Source organism: Rahnella aceris, assembly GCF_011684115.1.
GTDB classification, from domain to species: Bacteria; Pseudomonadota; Gammaproteobacteria; order Enterobacterales; family Enterobacteriaceae; genus Rahnella; species Rahnella aceris.
Window position 1 is genome coordinate 2,642,161 of the sequence record NZ_JAADJV010000001.1, and the last position, 21,951, is coordinate 2,664,111.

Genomic DNA, 21,951 nt, shown 5'->3' on the forward strand with positions numbered 1-21,951 from the left:
CGAAGGCAGTTTTTCTGATTAAAAGCTACTTTTCTGAGAAAACGATGCTATCGGCAACACGTTTGGCAGTCGAAGGAGGAAGCTCACCGACGACCGTAATTTCATTGCCATTGCGTATTTCAGTCTGCACAGTTCTGCGCCCTTGCCTGATCAACTGCTCAGAAGGGCCATTAGTTGTTGCACTGACATTGACAGAGAAACTGAACAATCCGTCAGTGTACAGCCGCGATTCTATCGATACGGACATATTGGGCAAGTTTCGGCGGCTACTTGCCACCTCTGTCACGCCAGCCGGCAGCCATTTTATTTGCCAGTCAAACTTCACCTGCTCAGACGCAGGTAAAGACAGCACAGGCGGTAAACTGGCTTTTTCGAGATCAGAAAGCGTTCCAACAACTTGTTCTCCCTCATCAAAACTGATCACACGGAACTGCTCAAGCGTTTCACCGTCACGATCCAGTAAATCGACACGCATCGGCAATTTCGTCTGCTCATCGATCCATATGACATAACTGAATCGGGTACCATCGCGGGATACAACTCTGATCACCTGACTCAGGCGATCCGCTGTGCGTGCGCGGCCTACGGCGATAAAATCGTAGTATTTGGTCAGAAGAGAAAAATCGCTGAACACGATGGAAGGCAGGGAATCAACGATATGATCGCCATCCAACGTAAAGGGCTGTAAACCGGTCTCAAAGTAGCTGACGTCTTTTCCACGCTGGACAATTTCACGGCGCGGACCATCCATCAGAACCAGTTGAGCGAGGGAAGTTTGATGAGAAACAGCATGACGATAGCGAAAGGAATCAATCCCTTGCTTCGTAATGTTGATAAAACCCATTTCATAATTCAGCGTCTGGGAAGCTTTGCCCATCTCTTGCAGTAACGCCTCGGAAGAAGAATCTGCCGAGGCGATACTTGGAGTAAGCAGGCTGCCCGCAGCTAAACAAACGGCAAACCAAATTTGCTTCATTACTGCGTTTGCGTTCCTAAAGACTGAGTTCCTGGGACCTGAACAGCGGCTTGCTGAGGAGTAACTGGTTCGAGTTGAAGCTGCTCTGAATGCAAGCGACGCTGCAATTCGTAATCCTGCAACATCGCATTAATGCGCTTACGTTGCTCCTGAACATTCTGTTGCCCGCTGGTGGTATTGCCTTCATTTGGCACGCCGAAGCTCACCGGAGAGGCTTTACCCATCATAGGCAACGTATTGAACGCTGGGGTTTCCGGAGAAGCACCCGATGCGTCAGGCTGGTTATAATGCTGAACGCCAACAATCACAGCAAGTGATACACAAGCAGCCACGCCGACCTGAGTCAACTGACTCGCCCAAGGGCGCACCTTTTGCCAGAATGGCATTTTTTGCCAGGTATGAGGCTGAGGTTGTGATTCGGTTGCTGAACCCGGCACCAGTTTTACCGGCTCATTAGCCAGCGCTGCGGCCACACGGTCTGCGATATCCAGATGCACAACGTTCCCAATATCACCACGTAAGGTATCGCGGATCAAATGATAACTCTGCCAGTCTTGCTGAAGCCTGGTATCTGTTGATAACGAACTTAACAGTTCGGTATCAATGGCTTCACCATCCATCAGAGCGGAAAGCTTTTCTTTCTGCATGCCTAAGTATCCTTCCTGTGTCCGTCATCTCTAACGCTGGATGAGCGGTTGAACTTTGTTATCAATTGCTTCCCGGGCACGGAATATACGGGATCTCACCGTACCCACCGGACAATCCATGATGGCGGCTATTTCTTCGTAGCTCAATCCATCCAACTCCCTCAAGGTAATCGCCATACGAAGATCTTCAGGAAGTGCTTCAATAGTACGGAAAACAATCTTCCGTAACTCTTCAGACAACATCAAGTTCTCAGGGTTCGAAATTTCTTTCAGTGCACCGCCACTTTCGAAATTTTCGGCTTCATTCGCGTCGACATCACTGGATGGCGGGCGTCGCCCCTGAGCAACTAAATAGTTTTTCGCTGTGTTGACTGCAATACGATACAGCCAGGTATAAAAAGCACTGTCGCCGCGGAAAGATTCCAGCGCACGATATGCTTTGATAAAAGATTCCTGAACCACATCAGGCACATCACCTTGTGGCACATAGCGGGATACAAGGCTCGCTACCTTATGCTGGTAACGAATAACCAGTAAATTGAACGATTTTTGATCACCCTTCTGGACCCGCTCAACCAGAACCTGATCGGCTAACTGCTCGCTCATCCGAGGTAAAATCTCCCCAAAATCTTCTCCGCGCTTAAAGTCGTACTGCCAGCTTTCATCATTATATTCCTGAGCAAGTACTGCTTGGAGTTCACATGAAACATTAAGTTCCACATCGCCGTTGTTTTTTCTATTGAAGTCTCAAGCCCGTGGCTTTTGCACGGGAGTTTAGGCTAACATGAATTTCCCTCTTCTTCTGCAAACATCATACGTTATGCAACCTTCATCTGAATTTGTTAGCGATGTATTGATAATCGGAAGTGGCGCTGCAGGCCTTTCTTTGGCTTTGCGACTTGCAGACCACTGTCATGTCACTGTTCTCAGTAAAGGCCCGCTCAACGAAGGCTCAACATTTTACGCCCAGGGCGGGATTGCCGCCGTTTTCGACGAAGCAGACAGCATTGCCTCACATGTTGATGACACATTAATTGCCGGTGCGGGCTTATGCGATAAAGAAGCTGTTGAATTTATCGCGAGCAACGCACGTCATTGTGTCCAGTGGTTGATCGACCAGGGCGTACTGTTTGATACCGAAACCAACACAAGCTCAGAAGAACGTTATCATCTGACACGTGAAGGCGGCCACAGCCACCGTAGGATCCTGCATGCTGCTGATGCTACAGGTAAAGAAGTAGAGACTACGCTGGTTGGGAAAGCAAGGGCACACGCCAATATTTGCGTGAAAGAACGCTATAATGCCGTTGATTTAATTACCTCAAGCAAGCTTGGATTGCCGGGGACACAACGCGTCGTTGGCGCGTATGTCTGGAACCGCGATAAAGAGCACGTTGAAACGCTCCGTGCCAAGGCCGTTGTACTGGCCACGGGGGGCGCAGCCAAGGTCTATCAATACACGACCAATCCGGATATCTCTTCCGGCGATGGCGTCGCCATGGCGTGGCGTGCAGGCTGCCGTGTTGCCAATCTTGAATTCAACCAGTTTCACCCGACGTGCCTCTATCACCCTCAGGCACGTAACTTTCTGCTGACGGAAGCACTGCGCGGCGAAGGTGCCCTGCTCAAACGCCCGGATGGCACCCGTTTTATGCCGGATTTCGATGAACGTGGAGAACTGGCACCGCGCGATGTGGTGGCACGGGCCATCGACCATGAAATGAAGCGTCTTGGCGCCGACTGCATGTATCTCGATATCAGCCATCGCCCGCCGGAATTCATTAAGCATCATTTCCCGATGATTGATGAAAAGCTGCAATCACTGGGTATTGATCTGACCAAAGAGGCGATCCCGATTGTTCCGGCTGCGCATTACACCTGCGGCGGCGTAATGGTTGATCAGCACGGGCGCACCGATCTCGATGGTTTGTATGCGATTGGCGAAGTCAGTTATACCGGCCTGCATGGCGCTAACCGTCTGGCCTCTAACTCACTGCTGGAATGCGTGGTTTATGGCTGGTCGGCAGCAGAAGATATAATTAAACGTCTGCCGCATGCCAAACTGGCGACAAATATTCCGCAATGGGATGAAAGCCGGGTGGATAATTCCGATGAGCAGGTGGTCATTCAGCATAACTGGCATGAATTGCGGCTGTTTATGTGGGATTACGTAGGGATTGTGCGCACGACAAAACGTCTGGAGCGCGCGTTGCGCCGCATCATGACGCTGCAACAGGAAATTGACGAGTATTATGCCAACTTCCGTATTTCCAATAATTTGCTGGAATTGAGAAATCTGGTGCTGGTTGCCGAGTTGATCGTCCGCAGTGCCCTGGAACGCAAAGAGAGTCGAGGACTGCATTTCACGCTGGACTATCCTGATCTACAGGAAAATCCGCAGCCGACCATTTTGCAGCCGTAATATTTGCAGCAATGGTATCGGGAAAGTGCGAAGGAACGCACTTTTTGAAAGCCCAGCCATCCACTAATAATTCAGATAAAAATCAGTAATCAGCGCACAGAATGCTTCACTGTAAACGCCTTCCGATTTCCGCAGTGCCAGTTCCTCGTCAACCCTTTCAGCTGATTGCCTTGATAAGGTCAGCACTAGCCGGTTAAGCGGTTTTCCCGGTCGGTCGCGTACGGCCATCCGCCGTACGCTGAACCAGCCTTTTCGGTGAGCCAGAGTTTCAAACGCCAGCCCGATGTCGTACGGCAAAACAACACTAAACAATCCCTCTGGCGTAAGCAGCTTATTTGCGCATTCAAGCAATGCATCGTGCGTCAGAGTTTCGGTGTAACGGGCGGCATTTCGGGCTTCATCGCGACAGGCAACAGCCGATTCAAAGTAAGGCGGATTACTCACAATCAGATCGTATTCAGCCTGATGTTCGCCGGCATAAACATTAATGTCCTGCGCATACACCGCCAGCCTTTGCGCCCAAACTGAGTTGCGGAAATTCTCCTCAGCCTGCGCCGCTGCGGAAGGTTCGAGTTCGACGGCATCAATAACAGTTTGAGCATTACTGCGTTGCGCCAGCATCATGGCAATCAGGCCGCTGCCGCAGCCAATATCAAGAACACGTCGTGCATGGCTAACCGGCGCCGTGGCACCGAGCAGGACACCATCGGTACCGACTTTCATCGCGCATCGGTCATGTGCAACGAAAAACTGCTTAAAGGTAAATCCATTACGCCGTAAAGGGTTTGCAGAACTGACTACTTTTGTCACTAATTTCACCGTAATTACGCCAGCCAACAGGCCTGTAAACGAAAACTGTCGTAGCATAGGGCAAAGAGAAGCAGAGTAAAAGCCACGCAAACCGCTTAAATAGGTGAAGATCGCGTCTAACACGTCTATAATCGGCGCCCCAAGTAGAGGTAGACCATGACTGTAACCACTTTTTCCGAACTCGAACTCGATGAACGCCTGATTGAAGCCCTTGGCGACAAAGGCTATAGCCGTCCTACTGTCATTCAGGCAGAGGCCATTCCGCCAGCAATGGACGGACGCGATGTGTTGGGTTCGGCTCCTACCGGCACCGGCAAAACAGCGGCATTCCTGCTGCCTGCATTGCAGCATTTGCTGGATTTCCCGCGTAAGAAATCTGGTCCGCCACGAATTCTGATCCTCACGCCAACCCGTGAACTTGCTATGCAGGTTGCTGAGCAGGCGCGTGAGTTAGCCAAACATACCGAACTGGATATCGCCACCATCACCGGCGGTGTGGCTTATATGAACCACGCCGAAGTATTCAGCGAAAACCAGGACATCGTTGTTGCGACCACCGGTCGTTTGCTGCAATACATTAAAGAAGAAAACTTTGACTGCCGCGCAATCGAAACGCTGATCCTCGACGAAGCCGACCGCATGCTGGACATGGGTTTTGCTCAGGACATCGAAACGATTTCCGCCGAAGCACGCTGGCGCAAACAGACGTTGCTGTTCTCCGCAACGCTGGAAGGGGAAGCCATCCGTGAATTCGCAGAACGCATCCTGACTGAGCCGGTGGAAATCGAAGCTGACCCGTCACGCCGCGAACGCAAAAAAATCCTGCAATGGTATTATCGTGCCGACGATCTGGCGCATAAAACCCGGATGCTCATCCATTTGCTGAAACAGGAAGATGTCACTAAATCCGTGATCTTTGTGCGTAAACGCGAGCGTGTGCATGAGCTGGTTGCGTGGTTGCGCGAAGCAGGGATTAACTCCTGTTATCTTGAAGGCGAAATGGTGCAGGTGAAACGTACCGAAGCCGTCAAACGTATGGTTGAAGACCGCGTTAACGTCCTCGTTGCGACCGACATTGCTGCCCGTGGCCTGGATATCAACGACATCAGCCATGTCTTCAACTTTGACCTGCCGCTGACCGCTGATATCTATCTGCACCGTATCGGCCGTACCGGCCGTGCTGGTCGTAAAGGGACCGCGATTTCTTTCGTGGAAGCGCATGACCATCTGCTGCTCGGTAAGATCGGCCGTTACCTTAACGAGCCGTTGAAAGCACGCGTACTGGACGAGTTCCGTCCAAAAACGAAAGCACCGAGCGAGAAAGTCACCGGTAAGCCGTCGAAGAAAGTGCTGGCGAAACGCAAAGAGAAGCAGAAAGCGGATCAGGAAAAATCGAAGGTGAAAGTTAAAGTTCGCCATCGTGACAGCAAAAACGTCGGCAAACGCCGTGTTAAACCTGACGCTGTAAAAGACGCTGCTAAATAAACATCAGCATGATTTGATGCAAAGAAAAACCGCCCTGAAGGCGGTTTTTTTATATCCATGAAACTGCTGGAATCTTAAAAGCTCGGAAGCGATTACAGACTTTCGGTGAAAGTACGGGTAATCACGTCACGCTGCTGCTCAGCAGTCAGTGAGTTAAAGCGCACCGCATAACCAGACACACGAATGGTCAGCTGCGGGTATTTTTCAGGATGCTTAACCGCATCTTCCAGAGTTTCACGGCGCAATACGTTAACGTTCAGGTGCTGACCCCCTTCCACACGTACAGTCGGTTGAATTTCCATTGGTACTTCACGGTATTCAAACTGGCCAAGCTCGCTGACAGCAACGATCTGGTCTTCCGCAAAACCCGCTTTTGCACACACGCAGCGCGCTTCCGCTTTTTCATCATCCAGCAGCCAGAAAGAGTTTTTCAGCGCTTCGTTGTTGCTTTTAGTAATTTGGATCCCGGTGATCATATGTTGCCTCCATTGTTGGCTACGATACTGTTAATTGATTGGTGTAAGGTTGAACGACAACCTGTTTTCCTGTTGTCAGATATAACAGCAGAACACCCCGCATTCTTTGATAAATATCAATCTTTTCCTTGTGGGTATTTCTTACCCTCAGCATATTTATGTTTTATATCAATTTTTCCAAGGCACTGGATTAAATTATTTTTGTAAATTATCAACAAATTTTTGCATAGAACGTTAAGTCGCAGATAAACATCAGCAAAAGCGCGTGCGGGTTTCACTCATCGGAATGAGCAGGTAAGCTACTGCCAGTTTAAAATTATCATCAAAAGGAGAGCGTCAATGTCCACCACTCTCACCTGGCATGACGTCATTGGTCAGGAAAAAGAACAACCTTACTTCGTTGATACGCTGAAGTTTGTCGCGGCTGAACGCGCTGCGGGCAAAACAATTTATCCACCGCAGCAGGATGTGTTTAATGCATTCCGCTCTACCGAACTGGCAGACGTCAAAGTCGTGATTTTGGGGCAGGACCCTTATCATGGCCCCAATCAGGCTCATGGATTATCGTTCTCCGTTCGCCCGGGCATTCCGGCACCACCTTCATTAGTGAATATGTATAAAGAGCTGGCCGCCGATATTCCAGGCTTCGAACGACCCACTCACGGCTATTTGCAGAGTTGGGCAGATCAGGGCGTCCTGTTGCTCAATACCGTGCTGACTGTCGAAGGTGGTCAGGCGCATTCACATGCCAAACTGGGCTGGGAGACGTTTACTGATAAGGTCATCGCAGCGTTGAATGAAAATCGTGAAGGGATCGTCTTTTTACTCTGGGGCTCCCATGCGCAGAAAAAAGGCAATATTATCGATCGTAATCGTCATCATGTATTGAAAGCACCGCACCCTTCTCCGCTTTCCGCCCACCGGGGTTTCCTGGGGTGTAAGCACTTCTCGCAGGCGAATGCCTTACTGGTGCAGCAAGGTCTGGCACCGATTGACTGGGTGCCCAGATTGCCGGAATAACAAAAAAAGAGGCACCCGCAAAGGTGCCTCTTCCATTATGTCAGTCTGCTTAAAACAGAATCAGGCTTTGGCTTTAGAAACCGCAACCATTGCCGGGCGCAAAAGACGGCCGTTCAGCGTATAACCCTTCTGCATCACCATCATTACGTGATTAGGTTCCAGCTCGTCGGATTCCATCATAGTCATCGCCTGGTGCAGTTCAGGGTTGAATGGCACGTGGATATCAGCCACCACTTCCATACCGAACTTGCGAACAGCATCCAGCAGGGATTTCAGGGTCAGCTCGACGCCTTCAATCAGACCCGCCAGTTCTGAATTCGATTTATCAGCCAGATCCAGCGCACGTTCCAGATTATCGATTACCGGCAACAATTCGCCAGAGAATTTCTCCAGAGCGAATTTATGCGCTTTCTCTATATCCTGCTCGGTACGACGGCGGATATTTTCCACTTCCGCTTTCGCACGCAGCAAGCTGTCACGCTCACGCTGCTGGAGTTCTTTCAGCTGCGCTTCCAGTTCAGCAATACGTTCATCGCGCGGGTCAACGACATCTGCCGCCTGAGTTTCCGCTTCCGTATGCAGCTCTTGTTCCTGATTCAGTTCTTCAGAGACTTGCTCGTCAGGTGTCTTATGTTCTTTACTACTCATGAATCTCTCCGCGTTTTAGCATTAATCTTGCTAGTTGGCTTATTATGGGGATCAAAACCGGGGTTTCAAGGTTTGGTTTTTAATGAAACCGGTCATAATGCAGGAGTCATCACACCCTGCTGAGGATAACCACAGCGATGAATAAAAAATTTGAGTGCATTGGGATTGTCGGACACCCTCGCCATCCTTCCGCACTTGCCACCCATGAAATGCTTTACCACTGGTTAATCTCAAAAGGTTATCAGGTGATCGTCGAACGTCAGGTGGCACAAGATTTAGCCCTGGAAGGCGCACAAACGGGCAGTCTGGCTGAGATCGGCAAGCTGGCGGATTTAGCCGTGGTCGTCGGCGGTGACGGCAATATGCTGGGTGCGGCGCGCGTTCTGGCCCGCTATGACATAAAAGTCATCGGCATCAACCGGGGTAATCTTGGCTTTCTTACCGATCTGGATCCGGATAACGCTTTGCAGCAACTCGATGACGTTCTGCAGGGTGAATACATCAGCGAGCAACGCTTCCTGCTGGAAGCCATGGTGCGCTGCAAGGACCAGCAATGTCGCGTCAGTACCGCCATCAATGAAGTCGTCCTTCATCCGGGAAAAGTCGCGCACATGATTGAATTTGAAGTCTATATTGATGACAAATTCGCTTTTTCCCAGCGCTCCGATGGTCTGATTATTTCGACACCAACCGGTTCTACCGCATATTCACTCTCAGGCGGCGGTCCGATCCTGACGCCGACGTTAGAAGCTATCGCACTGGTGCCGATGTTCCCACATACCCTTTCGGCGCGCCCGCTGGTTATCAACAGTAGCAGCACGATTTGTCTGCGGTTTTCGCATATGAGCAATGACCTTGAAATCAGCTGCGACAGCCAGATCGCCCTGCCGATTCAGCCGGGCGAAGAAGTGGTTATCCGTCGCAGTGAGTTTCATCTGAATCTGATCCATCCGAAAGACTACAGTTATTTCAATACATTAAGCACAAAACTTGGATGGTCAAAAAAACTCTTCTGATCTGATAAAAATAATTCGCCAGCCCCTTTACTGTATATAAAACCAGTTTATACTGTATGTAATTACAGGTCTGTTGTTATGTACAGGAAGGTGATCATGCTGGCGCAATTAACTATCAGTAACTTTGCCATTGTCCGTGAATTAGAAATCGATTTTCATGCAGGTATGACGGCCATCACCGGTGAAACCGGTGCCGGTAAGTCCATCGCGATTGATGCGCTTGGGCTTTGTCTGGGCAATCGTGCCGATGGCAGCATGGTGCGTCTCGGTGCCAGCCGTGCAGATATCTGCGCGCGATTCACCTTAGCGGATACCCCTTCGGCGAAACACTGGCTGGCTGAAAATCAGCTTGATGAAGGGCTGGATTGCCTGTTGCGCCGGACGATCAGCAACGATGGCCGTTCGCGTGGCTTTATAAACGGCACGCCCGTTCCCCTGTCACAGCTCCGTGAACTGGGCCAGCATTTGATCCAAATTCACGGACAACACGCCCATCAGCTTCTGCTCAAACCTGAGCATCAGAAAGCTTTACTCGATGCTTATTCGGATCAGCCCTTACTGCTGTCTGAAATGCGCAAAGCTTACCAAAACTGGCATCAGAGCTGCCGCCAGCTGGCACAATATCAACAGCAGATGAGTGAGCGAGAATCACGCCGCCAGTTGTTACAATACCAGTTGAAAGAGCTGAATGAATTTGCTCCTCAGGCAGGTGAGTACGAGCAAATTGATGAAGAATACAAACGTCTGGCTAACAGCGGACAACTGCTTTCACTGAGCCAAAATGCGCTCTATTTGCTGGCTGATGGTGAAGAGCAGAATATTGTCAGTCTGCTTTATAGCGCCCGCAATCAGCTAACTGAACTCGCAGAACTCGACAGCAAAATGAATGATCTTATCGTCATGCTTGATGACGCGTCCATTCAGGTCAGCGAGGCCAGCGATGAATTACGTCATTACAGCGAACGCCTGGACATGGATCCAAACCGTCTATTCGAGCTGGAGCAGCGTTTGTCACGCCAGATGAACCTGGCCCGTAAACATCATGTCAGCGCTGAAGATCTTCCTGAACTGCATCGTCAGTTGCTTGAGGAACAGCAGGAACTGGATGATCAGGAAACCAATCAGGCAGAGCTGAGTGAAGCAGTGCAACGCCATTACCAACAAGCCGTCGCGGTTGCTGAACAACTGCACGAAAAACGTCAGTATTTTGCTGATGAGCTAACGCATCTGATCACCCAAAGTATGCAGGCACTTTCCATGCCACACGGTAAATTTAAAATTCAGGTTCAGTTCGAACCAGAACATTTAAATATGGAAGGCGCAGACCGTCTCGAATTCCAGGTCACCACCAACCCGGGGCAGCCGCTTCAGGCTCTCGCAAAAGTAGCTTCCGGTGGCGAATTGTCGCGTATTGCGCTGGCTATCCAGGTTATCACGGCACAGAAAATGGAAACTCCGGCGCTGATCTTTGATGAAGTGGATGTCGGTATCAGTGGCCCGACGGCTGCGATCGTTGGCCGCCTGTTGCGTCAGTTAGGCGAATCAACGCAAGTTATGTGCGTCACTCACTTACCTCAGGTTGCAGGTTGTGGTCATCAGCATTATTTTGTCAGCAAAGAAACTGATGGTGAAGTGACTGAAACCCAAATGAATCGCCTTGATAAAAAGGCGCGTTTGCAGGAACTGGCACGTCTGCTGGGCGGAAGTGAAGTGACCCGAAACACGCTGGCCAACGCAAAAGAGTTACTCGCAGCGTAAAAAGCTCAACTTTTTTACAGTTCAGCGGTCATACAGGTGCCCCGCAAAGGTTTCAAACTGATGAAAGGTCTATTATCATCGGCATCTTATGCCCTAAAGGAATGTAATGACTATGCGCTGTAAAACGCTAACTGCCGCCGCTGTAGCTCTTGTAATGCTTACTGCGGGCTGTTCCACTCTGGAAAAGGTGGTTTATCGGCCTGACATCAATCAGGGGAACTACTTGTCTCCTGCTGATGTTCAAAAAATTCATACCGGTATGACTAAACAACAAGTTGCTTATGTTCTCGGCACGCCGATGCTACACGACCCGTTTGGCAGTAATGTTTGGTATTACGTGTTCCGTCAGGAACCAGGCCATGAAGGTATCACTCAGCAGACTTTAACGCTGACCTTCAACGAGTCTGATACGCTGACCAACATCGACAACAAACCTAAGTTGAGCGATCAAAAGTAAATCGCCCGGTGTGATGGTCTCTGGTTACCACCAAAAATCATCTTTCAGGGTAAAAAAATAAGGCGCCTGAGGCGCCTTATTTTTTAGAACGTTCGGCGCGTATACGCCGTAACTCTTTCGGATCTGCAATCAGGGGCCGATAAATTTCAATGCGATCACCATCACTGACTGTATCCGCAAGCTTTACCGGCCGGCTGTAGATGCCTAACTTATTCTGTTTGAGATCGATATCCTGACGCAGCTCAAGTAAACCGGAAGCCTTCACTGCCTGTTCGACACTGCTCCCCTCTGCCAGTTTTACCGTTCGCAGATACTGACGTTCCGGCAACGCGTAGACCACTTCAACGCGGATCTCAGACACTGTAGACCTCTTTCGCGCGTAGAGTGAATGCCTGAACCATGCTGCCAGCCAGTTCTTTGAAGATTTTACCGAATGCTAATTCAATCAATTTATTTGTAAATTCAAAATCAAGACTGAGCTGAACTTTACAGGCATCCGGGCTAAGTTCGATGAAATCCCATCCTCCGGTCAGCTTACGGAACGGACCATCCACCAGTTGCATATCAATGCGTTTGTTGCTGATTAACGTATTTTTGGTGGTAAAAGTTTTACTGATGCCCGCTTTGGAAACATCAACCGCTGCGGTCATCGACGTATCGCTGTTTTCCAGGATACGGCTGCCGGTACAACCAGGCAGAAATTGCGGGTAGGCGTCGACATCATTCACTAAGGTGTACATCTGCTCCACACTGAACGGCACAAGCGCAGAACGACTTATCTGTGGCATATCATTTTCCAGGTGTCATAAAACGTACAGATAATACCATTTATCCACGCGGTAATAAAAACAACGAAGCACAGGCTGCCACAAACAGGAAAAACTCCCGACTCTCACTGCGTGGGGATTTCAATCGGCATCGCTTACAGTATAATAAGTATCACTATGACAAAGAAAAAAGCACATAAACCCGGTTCCGCGACTATCGCGATGAACAAACGCGCTCGCCACGAATATATCATCGAAGATGAATTTGAGGCGGGGCTTGCTTTGCAGGGATGGGAAGTCAAATCGATGCGCGCTGGTAAAGCAAACATCACTGACAGCTACGTCACATTCCGCGACGGTGAAGCCTTTTTGTTTGGCGCAACCATTCAACCTCTTAACGTGGCGTCCACTCATATTGTGTGTGATCCGACCCGTACAAGAAAATTACTGCTCAACAAGCGTGAGTTAGAAACGCTGTTCGGTAAAGTCAGTCGCGATGGTTACACCGTCGTCGCGCTTTCCATGTACTGGAAAAATGCCTGGTCAAAAGTGAAGATCGGTCTGGCTAAAGGTAAGAAAGAGCACGACAAGCGCGATGACATTAAAGATCGCGAATGGAAAGTAGACAAGGCACGTATCATGAAGCACGCAAATCGCTAAGCCTCTGGCGTAGCTTGGTGTTTTGCTGGTATACTACGAAATAGTACTTGGGGCTGATTCTGGATTCGACAGGATTTGCGAAGCCCAAGGAGCATGCCGAGGGGCGGTTGGCCTCGTAAAAAGCCGCAAAAAAATAGTCGCAAACGACGAAAACTACGCCCTAGCAGCTTAATACCCTGCTTAGAGCCCTCTCTCCCTAGCCTCCGCTCTTAGGACGGGGATCAAGAGAGGTCAAACCCAAAAGAGATCGCGTGGACACCTTGCCTGGGGTGAAAGCGTTAAACCCAATCAGGATAGTTTGTTAGTGGCGTGTCCATCCGCAGCTAACCGGCGAATGTAAAGATTGGACTAAGCATGTAGTGCCGACGGTGTAGTAATTCTGGACGGGGGTTCAAATCCCCCCAGCTCCACCAAATAATGATCCGGTTATTACCAGATAAGTCCGGAGAAGTCCTGAAAGCCCGCATCCCTTCTAGGTTTGCGGGCTTTTTTGTGTCTGTAGAAGTCCGAGATCGAGAACATTCCTGTTCAGGAGCTGAAAGCATGCACACTTATTCAGGTGTTAGAGCCAATCAAAGCGCGTGGAGCGTTAGAAGCTGTCGGAAGGTTAGTTCAGCGCATCAATGAGATAATGATTTATGCGGTGAATGTGGGATTGATTGAGGCGAATCCAGCTTCAGGTATAGATAATGCTTTCGAACGCCCGAAGAAGCAGCACATGCCTACAATACGCCCTGCAGAAGCCTCAGCAACAGCTTGGTCAGAGACCGATATCAAGAACAAGCAGTAGTGTATTCCGGCAGAACGTATGAAGGCAAAACGTGATCATATAGTCCCTCTCTCAGAACAAGCTTTAGAACTATTGGAAATCATGCCTCCAATTAGCGGGAATCGTCAGCACGTTTTCCCTAGCCGAAAGGTCGGGCTGTGCCGCAAACGTTGAAAGAGTATGAGATTGAATTCTTGAAGAAAAAGACCAATCAGGGTCTGCAAACCAATCTGATCTTAAGTGAAGACTGCGAGACAGACTGGTTGCCAATGTGCGAAATCAAGAATGCTTGAAAAGAAACCGGCTCAGGTCGGTTTTTTTCATTGAGAAGTAGTAACTGGTCACTTGAAGTGATGAGTTATAGACAGTTCAGGGCAAACCAATCACCACATAAAATAATGAAATTAAACAAAAAAAGTGAAAACTGTGAACAGTTTTTATATAAATCTTTTTTCTGATGTTCAGATTGTTGCCTTCTTAGAGGCTCTTCCAGTCAGGCAACTTGTTGGACCGCTTGCGCCAATAGTGGAATAACGCCATGAATAAACCAAACAGCAAACCGGCAAAGAGGGCGATGAATACCGCATGCAATACGCTGAAGCCTTGATTTTTCCAGATAGTGAACCACATGAAAATGCCCCATATAGGGCTGTACCAGGCGGCGAAGAACATCGTATTAAGCCAGAAAGGGGCAAACGGAGGCGGTGGCATTTTACTCCCCATTTTCCAAAACAAGCGTAAGATGGGGGGCGCATAATTGCTCCGCCACATCTTTTTATTTTCCATCAGGTCTATTGCCTTTTTCTTCTTTTCTTCAAATACCATCATCCGACTCCTTTCATTAGATACCAATAAAGACTTTCTAATAATATGCCTTATTCAACGTAAGCCATTAGAGTGAAATAAACTAAACACTCAGCCTCCTATATCAGAATCAGAGCAGCCGACATCATCGTGAAAAGCACCTCAATAATCGGTTCAAACCGGAATTTTGCATTTTTTGGCCAACGGTTCATTGTAAGTGACCAGTTAGGGCAATCTCATCACCATTTAACCATTTGAAAAATAAAGTAAACACATAGTGGACAGTTTGAGCATTTTATTCATAAATCTTTTTTTGCTCTACGCCTGCATTTGATTTAGACTTTACTTAAATTAGATAAACCTGAAATAACATATGAAAAATACTGACCTTGAATTTTTGCAAGATAGCGCGGCTCAGGCGACCAGGCTTCTCAAGTCCATGAGTAACGTTAACCGACTATTGATTCTTTGTACTCTCATTGACTCACCGGGAACTTCAGCAGGTAATCTAAGTAAACTGACAGGATTAAGTCCTTCAGCCACATCGCAGCACCTGGCGAGAATGAAGGAAGAGGACTTGATTGAAAGTTCCATAGATGAGCAACGAAGAAATTATTTCATTAAAAATGAATCGATTCGAAAAGTTATCGCAACGTTAAAGGACATTTACTGCCCTGAGGATTTAAAATGAGCACAAGAACTGTAAGTCCTGCGGAAGCACATGAACTCATGAAAAATGGCAGCACTCTGATCGACATTCGGGAGCCTGCTGAATTTCTTCGAGAGCACGTTCCTGGAGCTATCTCTTTTCCACTATCCGATATTTTGTTGGGGAAAAAAATCAAGGACCTGCCTGTAAATCATCCTGTTATTTTTCACTGTTTGGCGGGTTCACGCACAGCTCAAAATGAAGATGCGCTGGTCAGAACAGCAGACCCGGCAACAGTTTTATTGTTGTCTGGCGGCATTAATGCCTGGAAAAATGCAAATCTTCCGACGATTGAAGACAAGAAATATCCTCTTCCAATCATGAGGCAAGTTCAGATTGTAGCTGGAATACTTATCCTCGCAGGGGTATTGATGGGATACGCAATAGATGAAAGCTTCTTTCTATTATCGGGGTTCGTCGGTGCAGGCCTGCTTTTTGCTGGTGTAAGTGGTTGGTGCGGAATGGCAGTTTTGCTTTCCAAAATGCCATGGAACAAGCTTAAGCATTAAAGATTGGGTATACGTTTAGGTATACAAACAAAAATTGAATTCAATTTTTTACGGAAACCCGGCAATGGCTGGACAAACTGGAGTGAATGAAAGTTACACGCTGAAAAAAGGTCTGTCGGGGCGAATTCATCAGTGAGCTGTTCTGATAAAAGCTGAATATCAGTATTTTCATAGTCCAACATGGACCTCACTGATTCCCACGGCGTATTTTGTACCCAATCTGGTAGGGTTCCACGTACATCGTCGAAGCTTTTAATCAAAAAATCGTAAGTTTCTTTAAAATCAATTTTCATTAAAATAAAAAATTATGTACTTTCGGATTTTAATAAAAAAACGAGAAGGCACAAATATTTTTAAAAACGACCACATCCCTAATATTCCTGCATCCAAACCAATATGATTCAGGAGAATAAGCCATGACATCATCTAATGTTAAGGTTCTACGCTTACCCGCTGTCGCGCTCAAAATGGGTCTTTCCAGATCCACAACTTATGACCGGATGAACCCAAAACCTCCCCGCTTTGGCCCAACGCTTCCAAAAACAAGGTCTTGAGGGAGTCAGTTGGTGGGATGGCGAGAGGCTGATCGTGAGTTCAGCTCCAATCCCTCCCCCCAATAATCACATTTATTTATAACTGGCAGCCAAAACATTTATTTAAATGATGCGAGTGCCTTTATTATTTAAATACACATGGTTAAGGGTAAGTTTAATTTATTCATTCTTAATATATAATTAAATACTATGCAAATAATGCAAATGATATAAAGGCGCGTATTTCTTGGACCCTCGTTAATAAACGAGTTTATGGACAAATTAGGAAATCACCTATGCGCTTAAATAAATTAACTAAAGCAATCCTGTTTTCTGCTATTGGATTCCCGATAATTTCGTCTGCTGCTACTGTGACGGCAAACGATCAGACTAACACCTTCTCCGGCCTCGATTACTCAATGATGATCACCAAAGATGGTGGTCACACCTGGACTGCGTATACCAACGCATCGCAAAACAACTTCCCAGGTACTGTCTTAGCACAAGTCGCGCCAAAACAGGAACTGGCTATTATTTCTGAGGATTACGATCCAAACCGCACCTATAAAGGCGGCGATACCGTTCGCTTCCTGGGATACTACTGGACTGCACAATGGTGGGTTGACCAGGGTATTAGCCCGGGAACCGATCCAGTATGGGTATCCGGTGATGCTATTAACATCAAGCCTTACATCAGCTTCCAGTTCACGCCGTATACCGGCCAGGACGCTATCGATCTGCAGAACCGTGAAAAAGCCAACGTAGCTGCACAGCGTAAAGTGATTGGTTACTTCCCGGAATGGGGCGTGTATGAAGCCCATAACTTCTTTACCCCTGATAAAGTGGACTACTCTGGTCTGACCCACCTGAACTACGGTTTTGCGGTGGTGAAAAACGGTGTGGTGACCATGCATGACACCGATAAAGCCCCTGGACTGATTAAAGACCTGGATAAACGGACTGAAGCGGCCAACGTGGCGCATATGATTTCTGTCGGTGGCTGGAATAACTCCCAGGAAGGTGTCTTCGAAGCGGCAACCGCCACGGATGCAGGTATTGAGAAACTGGCCAACAGCATGGTCAGCTACATGGCACAATGGCATTTCGACGGCCTCGACATTGACTGGGAATATCCGAATACCGAAGCTGAGAAAAACCAGTTCACTAAACTAATCCAGTCGCTGCGTACCAAACTGGATGCGCAAGGTCTGAAAGATGATAAGTATTATCAACTTTCTGCGGCGGTCACCACTAATCACAACAACATTCAGTTCATCAACCCGGCGGTAACCACGCCATTGCTGGATAGCGTGAACGTGATGGCGTATGACATCCACGGTGCCTTCGATCCACTAACCGGTCATAACGCACCGCTGTATGAAAACAGCCATGATGAAGATAAAGATCTGAACGTGGCTGACACCATGACGGCCTATGTCGAAACCTGGAATGTGCCGAAAACCAAGCTGATGATGGGAATCCCATATTATGGTCGTGGCTGGGGCCATGTGCCGGGTACAGAACTCATTCCTGGTTTGCCGGGCATGTTTAACACCGGCGCGGCAACCGTAAAAGGTGCATGGGATGATACGGATCAGTTTACAGGTACCAACCCGTGGTATGTGCTCAAGCAAAAACTGGCCAGTGGCGAATACACGCGCTATTGGGACCCAGAGTCACACGTTCCGTATCTCTACAGCAAAACCAAGCAAGAATTCCTGACCTATGACGATCCGCAGTCCATTGATGAAAAAGTAGATTACATTCTCGATCAGGGCTTCGGTGGTGCGATCCTGTGGGATATCAGTGGCGATACTCCGGAACACGAACTGGGTAATATCGTTAAAGAAGTGAAAAACACGCCGCTTCCGGATGATTCCGATGTGCCAGTACCAGATGAAGATCCGGTTATCGATAAGACCGATCTGAAAGCTATTCTGGTCAGCGTGGATGATGGTCAAACACGTGTTTACATGAATCTCGATTCCAGCAAAATTACGAGTGGCACGGCATATACAGCCTATGTTGACGGGAAATATCTTTTCGGCACAGAAGGCACTCACTATTACTACAGCAACAAGAAAAGTTTAGGTAAAGAAGCTTCATTCCGTACAGGGGATGTTGAAAGCCGCCTGGCAGTAGGTTCTGTCATTTCGGTCAAACGTGAGTACCCGAATCAGGCTGTTCTTGGTCAGATTACGGTCACGCAGGATATGCTCGACGGTAATAACCCGGTGATCTCTGATGGCAGCGTGAAGTCGATGAGTGTGTCGAAAATCAATAACGTGCCGTATATTTTCGTTGATTTTGATAAAGAAAAACTCCACAGCGCAGATGGTTCTTCTTATGTTGCTAAAATCGTTAATGATAGCAAGAGAGGCAACTATATTTTCAACTGCGATAATGGCAAATGTGATTACAGTACCGAGACTGTAGATGGCGCTATTTCACACGTTAAGTCGGATGAAAAAGACATTTCTATCGGTGAAACCATTGTCATTCAGCGTGTGTCACCTAATCCGGCAGTTGTGGCCCAAATGGTGGTCACCAGCTTTGAGCCAGAACCGCAGCCAGAACCGCAGCCAGAGCCTGTGACCGGTCTTAAAGTCACCCTGTTCCAGAACGCTGGTTATACTGGCGATAGCCTGGAAGTCACTGGGGACATCGATTGCTTAAACGGTGTTAAGATGAAAAACGGTACTGACGCCAATGATCAAGTGTCGTCCTTTACGATACCAGAAAGTTCGTTGGGGGTGCGTTTATTCACAGAATGTCAATTCAAAGGAACTTCGAACCTATTTCCATCTTCATCTCAATATGATCTGACCAGGTATCTCAGCGAAATGAACAAAGCAGTCTCCTCTGTTCAGGTCGTTAAAGCGGAGGCTCGTGAAGCAAGCTATGATCGTGGCGGGTTCTTACAGATTTTCGGGGATATTCCACGGCTCAGCGCCGAAAAAAGGGGCGATTATAGAGATACTTACGATAATGTCATCTCCCAAATAGAGGTTGCTGAGGGTTATACCGTCCGCCTGTATTCTGAACGTGACTATCAAGGGTCTTATGTTGATGTGAAGTCAGGTCAAAAGATTCCCGACCTTAGCGCAGTGTCATTTGATAACAAAGCCTCTTCATTAAAAGTCTTCATCGATAAAACCAAGTAATCTTCCATGAACGGTCTTTGACAATGTCATCTTAAGTCAAATGCAGACCTTCAATCGCCTTTACTCCTGTGGGTAAAGGCGATTTTTTTGCCTGATATCTTCAGACATTGGAATATTTATCCTGTTGTTTTTAAGAATAAACGCAGCCCCTCTGCCGCTATAGACCCGGTAAAACCCTCGCTTACTCTGCCCAAAAACCAATACCCCCTATGTCACGCTAATGACCATTTTGACGATAAGATTGGCGCTTGACCCTAGATATCGCAATCGTCATATTCAAAATATGAATAATTCCTTTACCCTCGCCGCAGCCGGGCGGGGGTTTGTTTTTATTGGGCACCACCGGAGAACAATTGTGAATAAAATCCCCTTGCTGATCATCGCGGCATTATCGGCCACCAGCGGGCTGGCACATGCGGAGACGACATTGCGTTTCGGTGTGGATCCGTCATTTCCACCTTTTGAATCAAAAGCGCCAGATGGCAAGCTGGTCGGTTTTGATATCGATTTAGGTAACGCCATTTGTCAGCAGGCAAAAGTGAAATGTGAGTGGGTCGAAACCGCCTATGACGGCATTATCCCGGCGCTGAATGCTAAAAAGTTTGATGCGGTACTTTCTGCAATGTCCATGACACCAAAACGTAAAACGCAGGTCACTTTCTCCGACATGCTTTACCACGTGCCAAGTGTGCTGATCGCGAAGAAAGGGAGCGGCCTGCAACCCACAGCCGATTCACTGAAAGGAAAAACGGTGGGTGTTGCTCAGGGCACTACGCAGGAAGCCTACGCCCAGGGCGAATGGCAGAAAAAAGGCGTGGATGTGGTTTCCTATCAGAATCAGGATTTCGTGAATCAGGATCTGGCATCAGGTCGCATAGACGTGACGCTGACCAATGCCGCCGCCGCAGAAACGGGCTTCCTGAAAACCCCGGAAGGCACAGGTTATGCCTTCGCCGGGGAGCCATTAAACGACACCCGTTATTTGGGTGAAGGCACGGCCATCGGACTGCGTAAGGATGATCAGGCACATCTGACACTGATCAATAATGCACTGGCAGAAATACACAAAAACGGCACTTATAAGACGCTGGAAAAGAAATACTTCACCTTTGAAGTTTATAACAAAAAATCCTGATTACTTTTCCGTCGCCGCAGGGATCTTGCTCTGCGGCCTTTTTTGAATACCGCTTCCACTTATCAATAGCTGTTACTGAAACAGATAAAAATTTTCTTGCGCGTCTGCGCAACCCTCTGTTCTGCCAGTATCTTTTAATCATCATCGGCCATAAAGTCAGCACAGGTTGAAGCCAGAAACCGGATAAAGATTAAACAACAATAATCTCTGTCGATGTTTGTTGGAGCGCCTGCTGCACATCATCGCTGATAGCGGAGTCAGTAATGATGGTGTCGATTTTTTCCATAGGCAGCACCAGGTTATATCCGCGTCGGCCAAATTTAGTGGAATCAGTCACCACGACAACACGCTGAGCGGCATCAGCCATAATACCGCTGATACTATAGCCTTCATTAAATGTGGTGATCCCTGTGGCCGCGTCGAGGCCATCAGCGCCGACAAACATGAGGTTAGCGACGATGCCCTGCAACGCATATTCCGTGATGTTGCCATGTAGCGAGCGCGTTTTGTGGCGTAGTGTTCCGCCGCAAACGACCAGAGTGATATCCGGGTTTTCTGATAATACAAACGCAGCCGGTAAGTTGTTAGTAATGACAGTGATATCACCCGCTTTCACTAACTCCTCAGCCAGCAGCATGGTCGTGCTGCCACTGTCGAGGATCACGGTATCCCCCGGTTTAACCAACCCCGCGGCGGTCTGAGCAATGCGTTTTTTCGGGTCGCTGGCGTGAAGATAACGCTCTTCCAGAACCATTTCATCCAGTGGTTTTTCGTGACCAGGCGTTTCCTTTGCGATCCACTTTGCCGCCCCTCCGTGAAAACGACTGAGCGCACCTTTTTGTTCCAGCAAACTCAAGTCTGACCGAATTGTCACCTCTGAAACTTCGAAAGCAGTCGAAAGGTCAGTGACCAGAACACTGCCATTTTCATTCACTAAATCAATGATTTTATTGCGACGTTCATAAGTATTCATTATGAGTAATCCGAAAGGTCATATTCCTCACAGTGTAAACAAAAGGCACCTTAATGAGGAGTAAAAATTCCCTGCGCTGTGAAGCATAGCAACTCCGCATGTGCCTTTGCTGCATTCTCAGACGTTATCTTTTCAATCCCCGAGACGCCCCTAAAACGAAAGAAAACGAATGCAATAAACTTACGAAACATTTCGATCGCCATCACATAATGC

At 48.1% G+C, this 21,951-nt stretch carries 22 protein-coding genes, 1 other RNA gene and 1 pseudogene; 14 read left to right on the top strand and 10 right to left on the bottom strand.

Annotated features, from left to right (window positions below; genetic code table 11):
* Positions 1-25: 25 nt before the first annotated feature.
* From rseB to rpoE, 3 genes are read right to left on the bottom strand one after another with little or no spacing between them, the layout of a single operon-like run.
* The gene (rseB, locus tag GW591_RS12075) at positions 26-976 is read right to left on the bottom strand and encodes a sigma-E factor regulatory protein RseB (protein ID WP_166860644.1); all 951 of its coding nucleotides are present in this window, start codon (positions 974-976) and stop codon (positions 26-28) included.
* A complete protein-coding gene (rseA, locus tag GW591_RS12080) occupies positions 976-1,623 on the bottom strand; it encodes an anti-sigma-E factor RseA (protein WP_013576725.1) in 648 nt (215 codons plus the stop codon). Before rseA ends, rseB begins: the two co-directional genes overlap by 1 nt.
* Positions 1,624-1,653: 30 nt before the next feature.
* On the bottom strand, positions 1,654-2,229 hold the full coding sequence (gene rpoE / locus GW591_RS12085) for an RNA polymerase sigma factor RpoE (RefSeq protein ID WP_013576726.1): 576 nt from the start codon (positions 2,227-2,229) through the stop codon (positions 1,654-1,656).
* A gap of 214 nt (positions 2,230-2,443) precedes the next feature.
* Between rpoE and nadB the strand changes: the two genes are divergently transcribed.
* Positions 2,444-4,045, top strand: coding sequence for an L-aspartate oxidase (nadB, locus tag GW591_RS12090; RefSeq protein WP_015690322.1), 1,602 nt, complete (start codon positions 2,444-2,446; stop codon positions 4,043-4,045).
* A 63-nt stretch (positions 4,046-4,108) separates the two neighbouring features.
* Here nadB and trmN read toward each other — a convergent pair whose 3' ends face one another.
* On the bottom strand, positions 4,109-4,912 hold the full coding sequence (gene trmN, locus GW591_RS12095) for a tRNA(1)(Val) (adenine(37)-N(6))-methyltransferase TrmN (RefSeq protein ID WP_443568265.1): 804 nt from the start codon (positions 4,910-4,912) through the stop codon (positions 4,109-4,111).
* A gap of 99 nt (positions 4,913-5,011) precedes the next feature.
* On the opposite strand from trmN, the gene srmB reads away from it, so the two are divergent.
* Positions 5,012-6,340 (top strand): ATP-dependent RNA helicase SrmB, encoded by a 1,329-nt coding sequence (srmB, locus tag GW591_RS12100; protein WP_015698402.1) that lies wholly within the window; start codon positions 5,012-5,014, stop codon positions 6,338-6,340.
* A 92-nt stretch (positions 6,341-6,432) separates the two neighbouring features.
* Here srmB and grcA read toward each other — a convergent pair whose 3' ends face one another.
* The gene (gene grcA, locus GW591_RS12105; protein ID WP_013576730.1) at positions 6,433-6,816 is read right to left on the bottom strand and encodes an autonomous glycyl radical cofactor GrcA; all 384 of its coding nucleotides are present in this window, start codon (positions 6,814-6,816) and stop codon (positions 6,433-6,435) included.
* A 339-nt stretch (positions 6,817-7,155) separates the two neighbouring features.
* On the opposite strand from grcA, the gene ung reads away from it, so the two are divergent.
* Positions 7,156-7,836, top strand: coding sequence for a uracil-DNA glycosylase (gene ung, locus GW591_RS12110; protein ID WP_037036748.1), 681 nt, complete (start codon positions 7,156-7,158; stop codon positions 7,834-7,836).
* Positions 7,837-7,896: 60 nt separating this feature from the next.
* Here ung and grpE read toward each other — a convergent pair whose 3' ends face one another.
* Positions 7,897-8,484 carry a nucleotide exchange factor GrpE gene (gene grpE, locus GW591_RS12115; protein ID WP_013576732.1) on the bottom strand — a complete coding sequence of 196 codons (588 nt, stop codon included), beginning with the start codon at positions 8,482-8,484 and terminating at the stop codon, positions 7,897-7,899.
* 137 nt (positions 8,485-8,621) lie between these two features.
* On the opposite strand from grpE, the gene nadK reads away from it, so the two are divergent.
* The 3 genes from nadK to bamE all read left to right on the top strand — a co-directional run bounded on the left by nadK (position 8,622) and on the right by bamE (position 11,715).
* Positions 8,622-9,500, top strand: a complete 879-nt coding sequence (nadK, locus tag GW591_RS12120; protein ID WP_013576733.1) for an NAD(+) kinase — start codon at positions 8,622-8,624, stop codon at positions 9,498-9,500.
* 96 nt (positions 9,501-9,596) lie between these two features.
* Positions 9,597-11,258, top strand: a complete 1,662-nt coding sequence (gene recN / locus GW591_RS12125; protein WP_013576734.1) for a DNA repair protein RecN — start codon at positions 9,597-9,599, stop codon at positions 11,256-11,258.
* 112 nt (positions 11,259-11,370) lie between these two features.
* Positions 11,371-11,715 (top strand): outer membrane protein assembly factor BamE, encoded by a 345-nt coding sequence (bamE, locus tag GW591_RS12130; protein ID WP_015690323.1) that lies wholly within the window; start codon positions 11,371-11,373, stop codon positions 11,713-11,715.
* Positions 11,716-11,791: 76 nt separating this feature from the next.
* Here the strand turns inward: bamE and GW591_RS12135 are convergent, their stop codons facing one another.
* Positions 11,792-12,076 (bottom strand): RnfH family protein, encoded by a 285-nt coding sequence (locus GW591_RS12135; RefSeq protein WP_037036745.1) that lies wholly within the window; start codon positions 12,074-12,076, stop codon positions 11,792-11,794.
* A complete protein-coding gene (locus tag GW591_RS12140) occupies positions 12,069-12,503 on the bottom strand; it encodes a type II toxin-antitoxin system RatA family toxin (RefSeq protein WP_013576738.1) in 435 nt (144 codons plus the stop codon). Before GW591_RS12140 ends, GW591_RS12135 begins: the two co-directional genes overlap by 8 nt.
* Before the next feature lie 156 nt (positions 12,504-12,659).
* Here GW591_RS12140 and smpB point away from each other — a divergent pair, with 156 nt between their 5' ends.
* The 3 genes and pseudogenes from smpB to GW591_RS24105 form a co-directional block, all read left to right on the top strand.
* Positions 12,660-13,142 carry an SsrA-binding protein SmpB gene (gene smpB / locus GW591_RS12145; protein ID WP_013576739.1) on the top strand — a complete coding sequence of 161 codons (483 nt, stop codon included), beginning with the start codon at positions 12,660-12,662 and terminating at the stop codon, positions 13,140-13,142.
* 49 nt (positions 13,143-13,191) lie between these two features.
* Positions 13,192-13,555, top strand: a transfer-messenger RNA (tmRNA) gene (gene ssrA / locus GW591_RS12150).
* Between the two features lie 98 nt (positions 13,556-13,653).
* Positions 13,654-14,058: pseudogene (locus tag GW591_RS24105) on the top strand (phage integrase central domain-containing protein); the annotation flags it as partial.
* A gap of 330 nt (positions 14,059-14,388) precedes the next feature.
* On the opposite strand, the gene GW591_RS12160 reads toward GW591_RS24105, so the two are convergent.
* Positions 14,389-14,736: a DUF6404 family protein gene (locus GW591_RS12160; protein WP_013576740.1), complete on the bottom strand. Its 348-nt coding sequence runs from the start codon at positions 14,734-14,736 to the stop codon at positions 14,389-14,391.
* Between the two features lie 352 nt (positions 14,737-15,088).
* On the opposite strand from GW591_RS12160, the gene GW591_RS12165 reads away from it, so the two are divergent.
* The 5 genes from GW591_RS12165 to GW591_RS12185 all read left to right on the top strand — a co-directional run bounded on the left by GW591_RS12165 (position 15,089) and on the right by GW591_RS12185 (position 20,765).
* Positions 15,089-15,406 (top strand): ArsR/SmtB family transcription factor, encoded by a 318-nt coding sequence (locus GW591_RS12165; RefSeq protein ID WP_166860650.1) that lies wholly within the window; start codon positions 15,089-15,091, stop codon positions 15,404-15,406.
* A complete protein-coding gene (locus tag GW591_RS12170; protein ID WP_112150846.1) occupies positions 15,403-15,933 on the top strand; it encodes a rhodanese family protein in 531 nt (176 codons plus the stop codon). The genes GW591_RS12165 and GW591_RS12170 overlap by 4 nt, the downstream gene beginning before the upstream one ends.
* 416 nt (positions 15,934-16,349) lie before the next feature.
* Positions 16,350-16,487, top strand: coding sequence for an AlpA family phage regulatory protein (locus GW591_RS12175; RefSeq protein WP_166860653.1), 138 nt, complete (start codon positions 16,350-16,352; stop codon positions 16,485-16,487).
* A gap of 275 nt (positions 16,488-16,762) precedes the next feature.
* A complete protein-coding gene (locus GW591_RS12180) occupies positions 16,763-19,630 on the top strand; it encodes a glycosyl hydrolase family 18 protein (protein ID WP_166860656.1) in 2,868 nt (955 codons plus the stop codon).
* 355 nt (positions 19,631-19,985) lie between these two features.
* Positions 19,986-20,765, top strand: a complete 780-nt coding sequence (locus GW591_RS12185; RefSeq protein WP_013576744.1) for an ABC transporter substrate-binding protein — start codon at positions 19,986-19,988, stop codon at positions 20,763-20,765.
* A gap of 190 nt (positions 20,766-20,955) precedes the next feature.
* Here the strand turns inward: GW591_RS12185 and GW591_RS12190 are convergent, their stop codons facing one another.
* Positions 20,956-21,738, bottom strand: coding sequence for a DeoR/GlpR family DNA-binding transcription regulator (locus GW591_RS12190; protein WP_013576745.1), 783 nt, complete (start codon positions 21,736-21,738; stop codon positions 20,956-20,958).
* Positions 21,739-21,951 lie beyond the last annotated feature (213 nt).

Excerpts from the sequence above, each read along its gene's own strand:
- rseB (WP_166860644.1), bottom strand. The coding sequence starts at position 976 with ATGAAGCAAATTTGGTTTGCCGTTTGTTTAGCTGCGGGCAGCCTGCTT.
- rseA (WP_013576725.1), bottom strand. The coding sequence starts at position 1,623 with ATGCAGAAAGAAAAGCTTTCCGCTCTGATGGATGGTGAAGCCATTGAT.
- rpoE (WP_013576726.1), bottom strand. The coding sequence starts at position 2,229 with ATGAGCGAGCAGTTAGCCGATCAGGTTCTGGTTGAGCGGGTCCAGAAG.
- nadB (WP_015690322.1), top strand. The coding sequence starts at position 2,444 with ATGCAACCTTCATCTGAATTTGTTAGCGATGTATTGATAATCGGAAGT.
- trmN (WP_443568265.1), bottom strand. The coding sequence starts at position 4,912 with ATGCTACGACAGTTTTCGTTTACAGGCCTGTTGGCTGGCGTAATTACG.
- srmB (WP_015698402.1), top strand. The coding sequence starts at position 5,012 with ATGACTGTAACCACTTTTTCCGAACTCGAACTCGATGAACGCCTGATT.
- grcA (WP_013576730.1), bottom strand. The coding sequence starts at position 6,816 with ATGATCACCGGGATCCAAATTACTAAAAGCAACAACGAAGCGCTGAAA.
- ung (WP_037036748.1), top strand. The coding sequence starts at position 7,156 with ATGTCCACCACTCTCACCTGGCATGACGTCATTGGTCAGGAAAAAGAA.
- grpE (WP_013576732.1), bottom strand. The coding sequence starts at position 8,484 with ATGAGTAGTAAAGAACATAAGACACCTGACGAGCAAGTCTCTGAAGAA.
- nadK (WP_013576733.1), top strand. The coding sequence starts at position 8,622 with ATGAATAAAAAATTTGAGTGCATTGGGATTGTCGGACACCCTCGCCAT.
- recN (WP_013576734.1), top strand. The coding sequence starts at position 9,597 with ATGCTGGCGCAATTAACTATCAGTAACTTTGCCATTGTCCGTGAATTA.
- bamE (WP_015690323.1), top strand. The coding sequence starts at position 11,371 with ATGCGCTGTAAAACGCTAACTGCCGCCGCTGTAGCTCTTGTAATGCTT.
- GW591_RS12140 (WP_013576738.1), bottom strand. The coding sequence starts at position 12,503 with ATGCCACAGATAAGTCGTTCTGCGCTTGTGCCGTTCAGTGTGGAGCAG.
- smpB (WP_013576739.1), top strand. The coding sequence starts at position 12,660 with ATGACAAAGAAAAAAGCACATAAACCCGGTTCCGCGACTATCGCGATG.
- GW591_RS12160 (WP_013576740.1), bottom strand. The coding sequence starts at position 14,736 with ATGGTATTTGAAGAAAAGAAGAAAAAGGCAATAGACCTGATGGAAAAT.
- GW591_RS12165 (WP_166860650.1), top strand. The coding sequence starts at position 15,089 with ATGAAAAATACTGACCTTGAATTTTTGCAAGATAGCGCGGCTCAGGCG.
- GW591_RS12170 (WP_112150846.1), top strand. The coding sequence starts at position 15,403 with ATGAGCACAAGAACTGTAAGTCCTGCGGAAGCACATGAACTCATGAAA.
- GW591_RS12175 (WP_166860653.1), top strand. The coding sequence starts at position 16,350 with ATGACATCATCTAATGTTAAGGTTCTACGCTTACCCGCTGTCGCGCTC.
- GW591_RS12180 (WP_166860656.1), top strand. The coding sequence starts at position 16,763 with ATGCGCTTAAATAAATTAACTAAAGCAATCCTGTTTTCTGCTATTGGA.
- GW591_RS12190 (WP_013576745.1), bottom strand. The coding sequence starts at position 21,738 with ATGAATACTTATGAACGTCGCAATAAAATCATTGATTTAGTGAATGAA.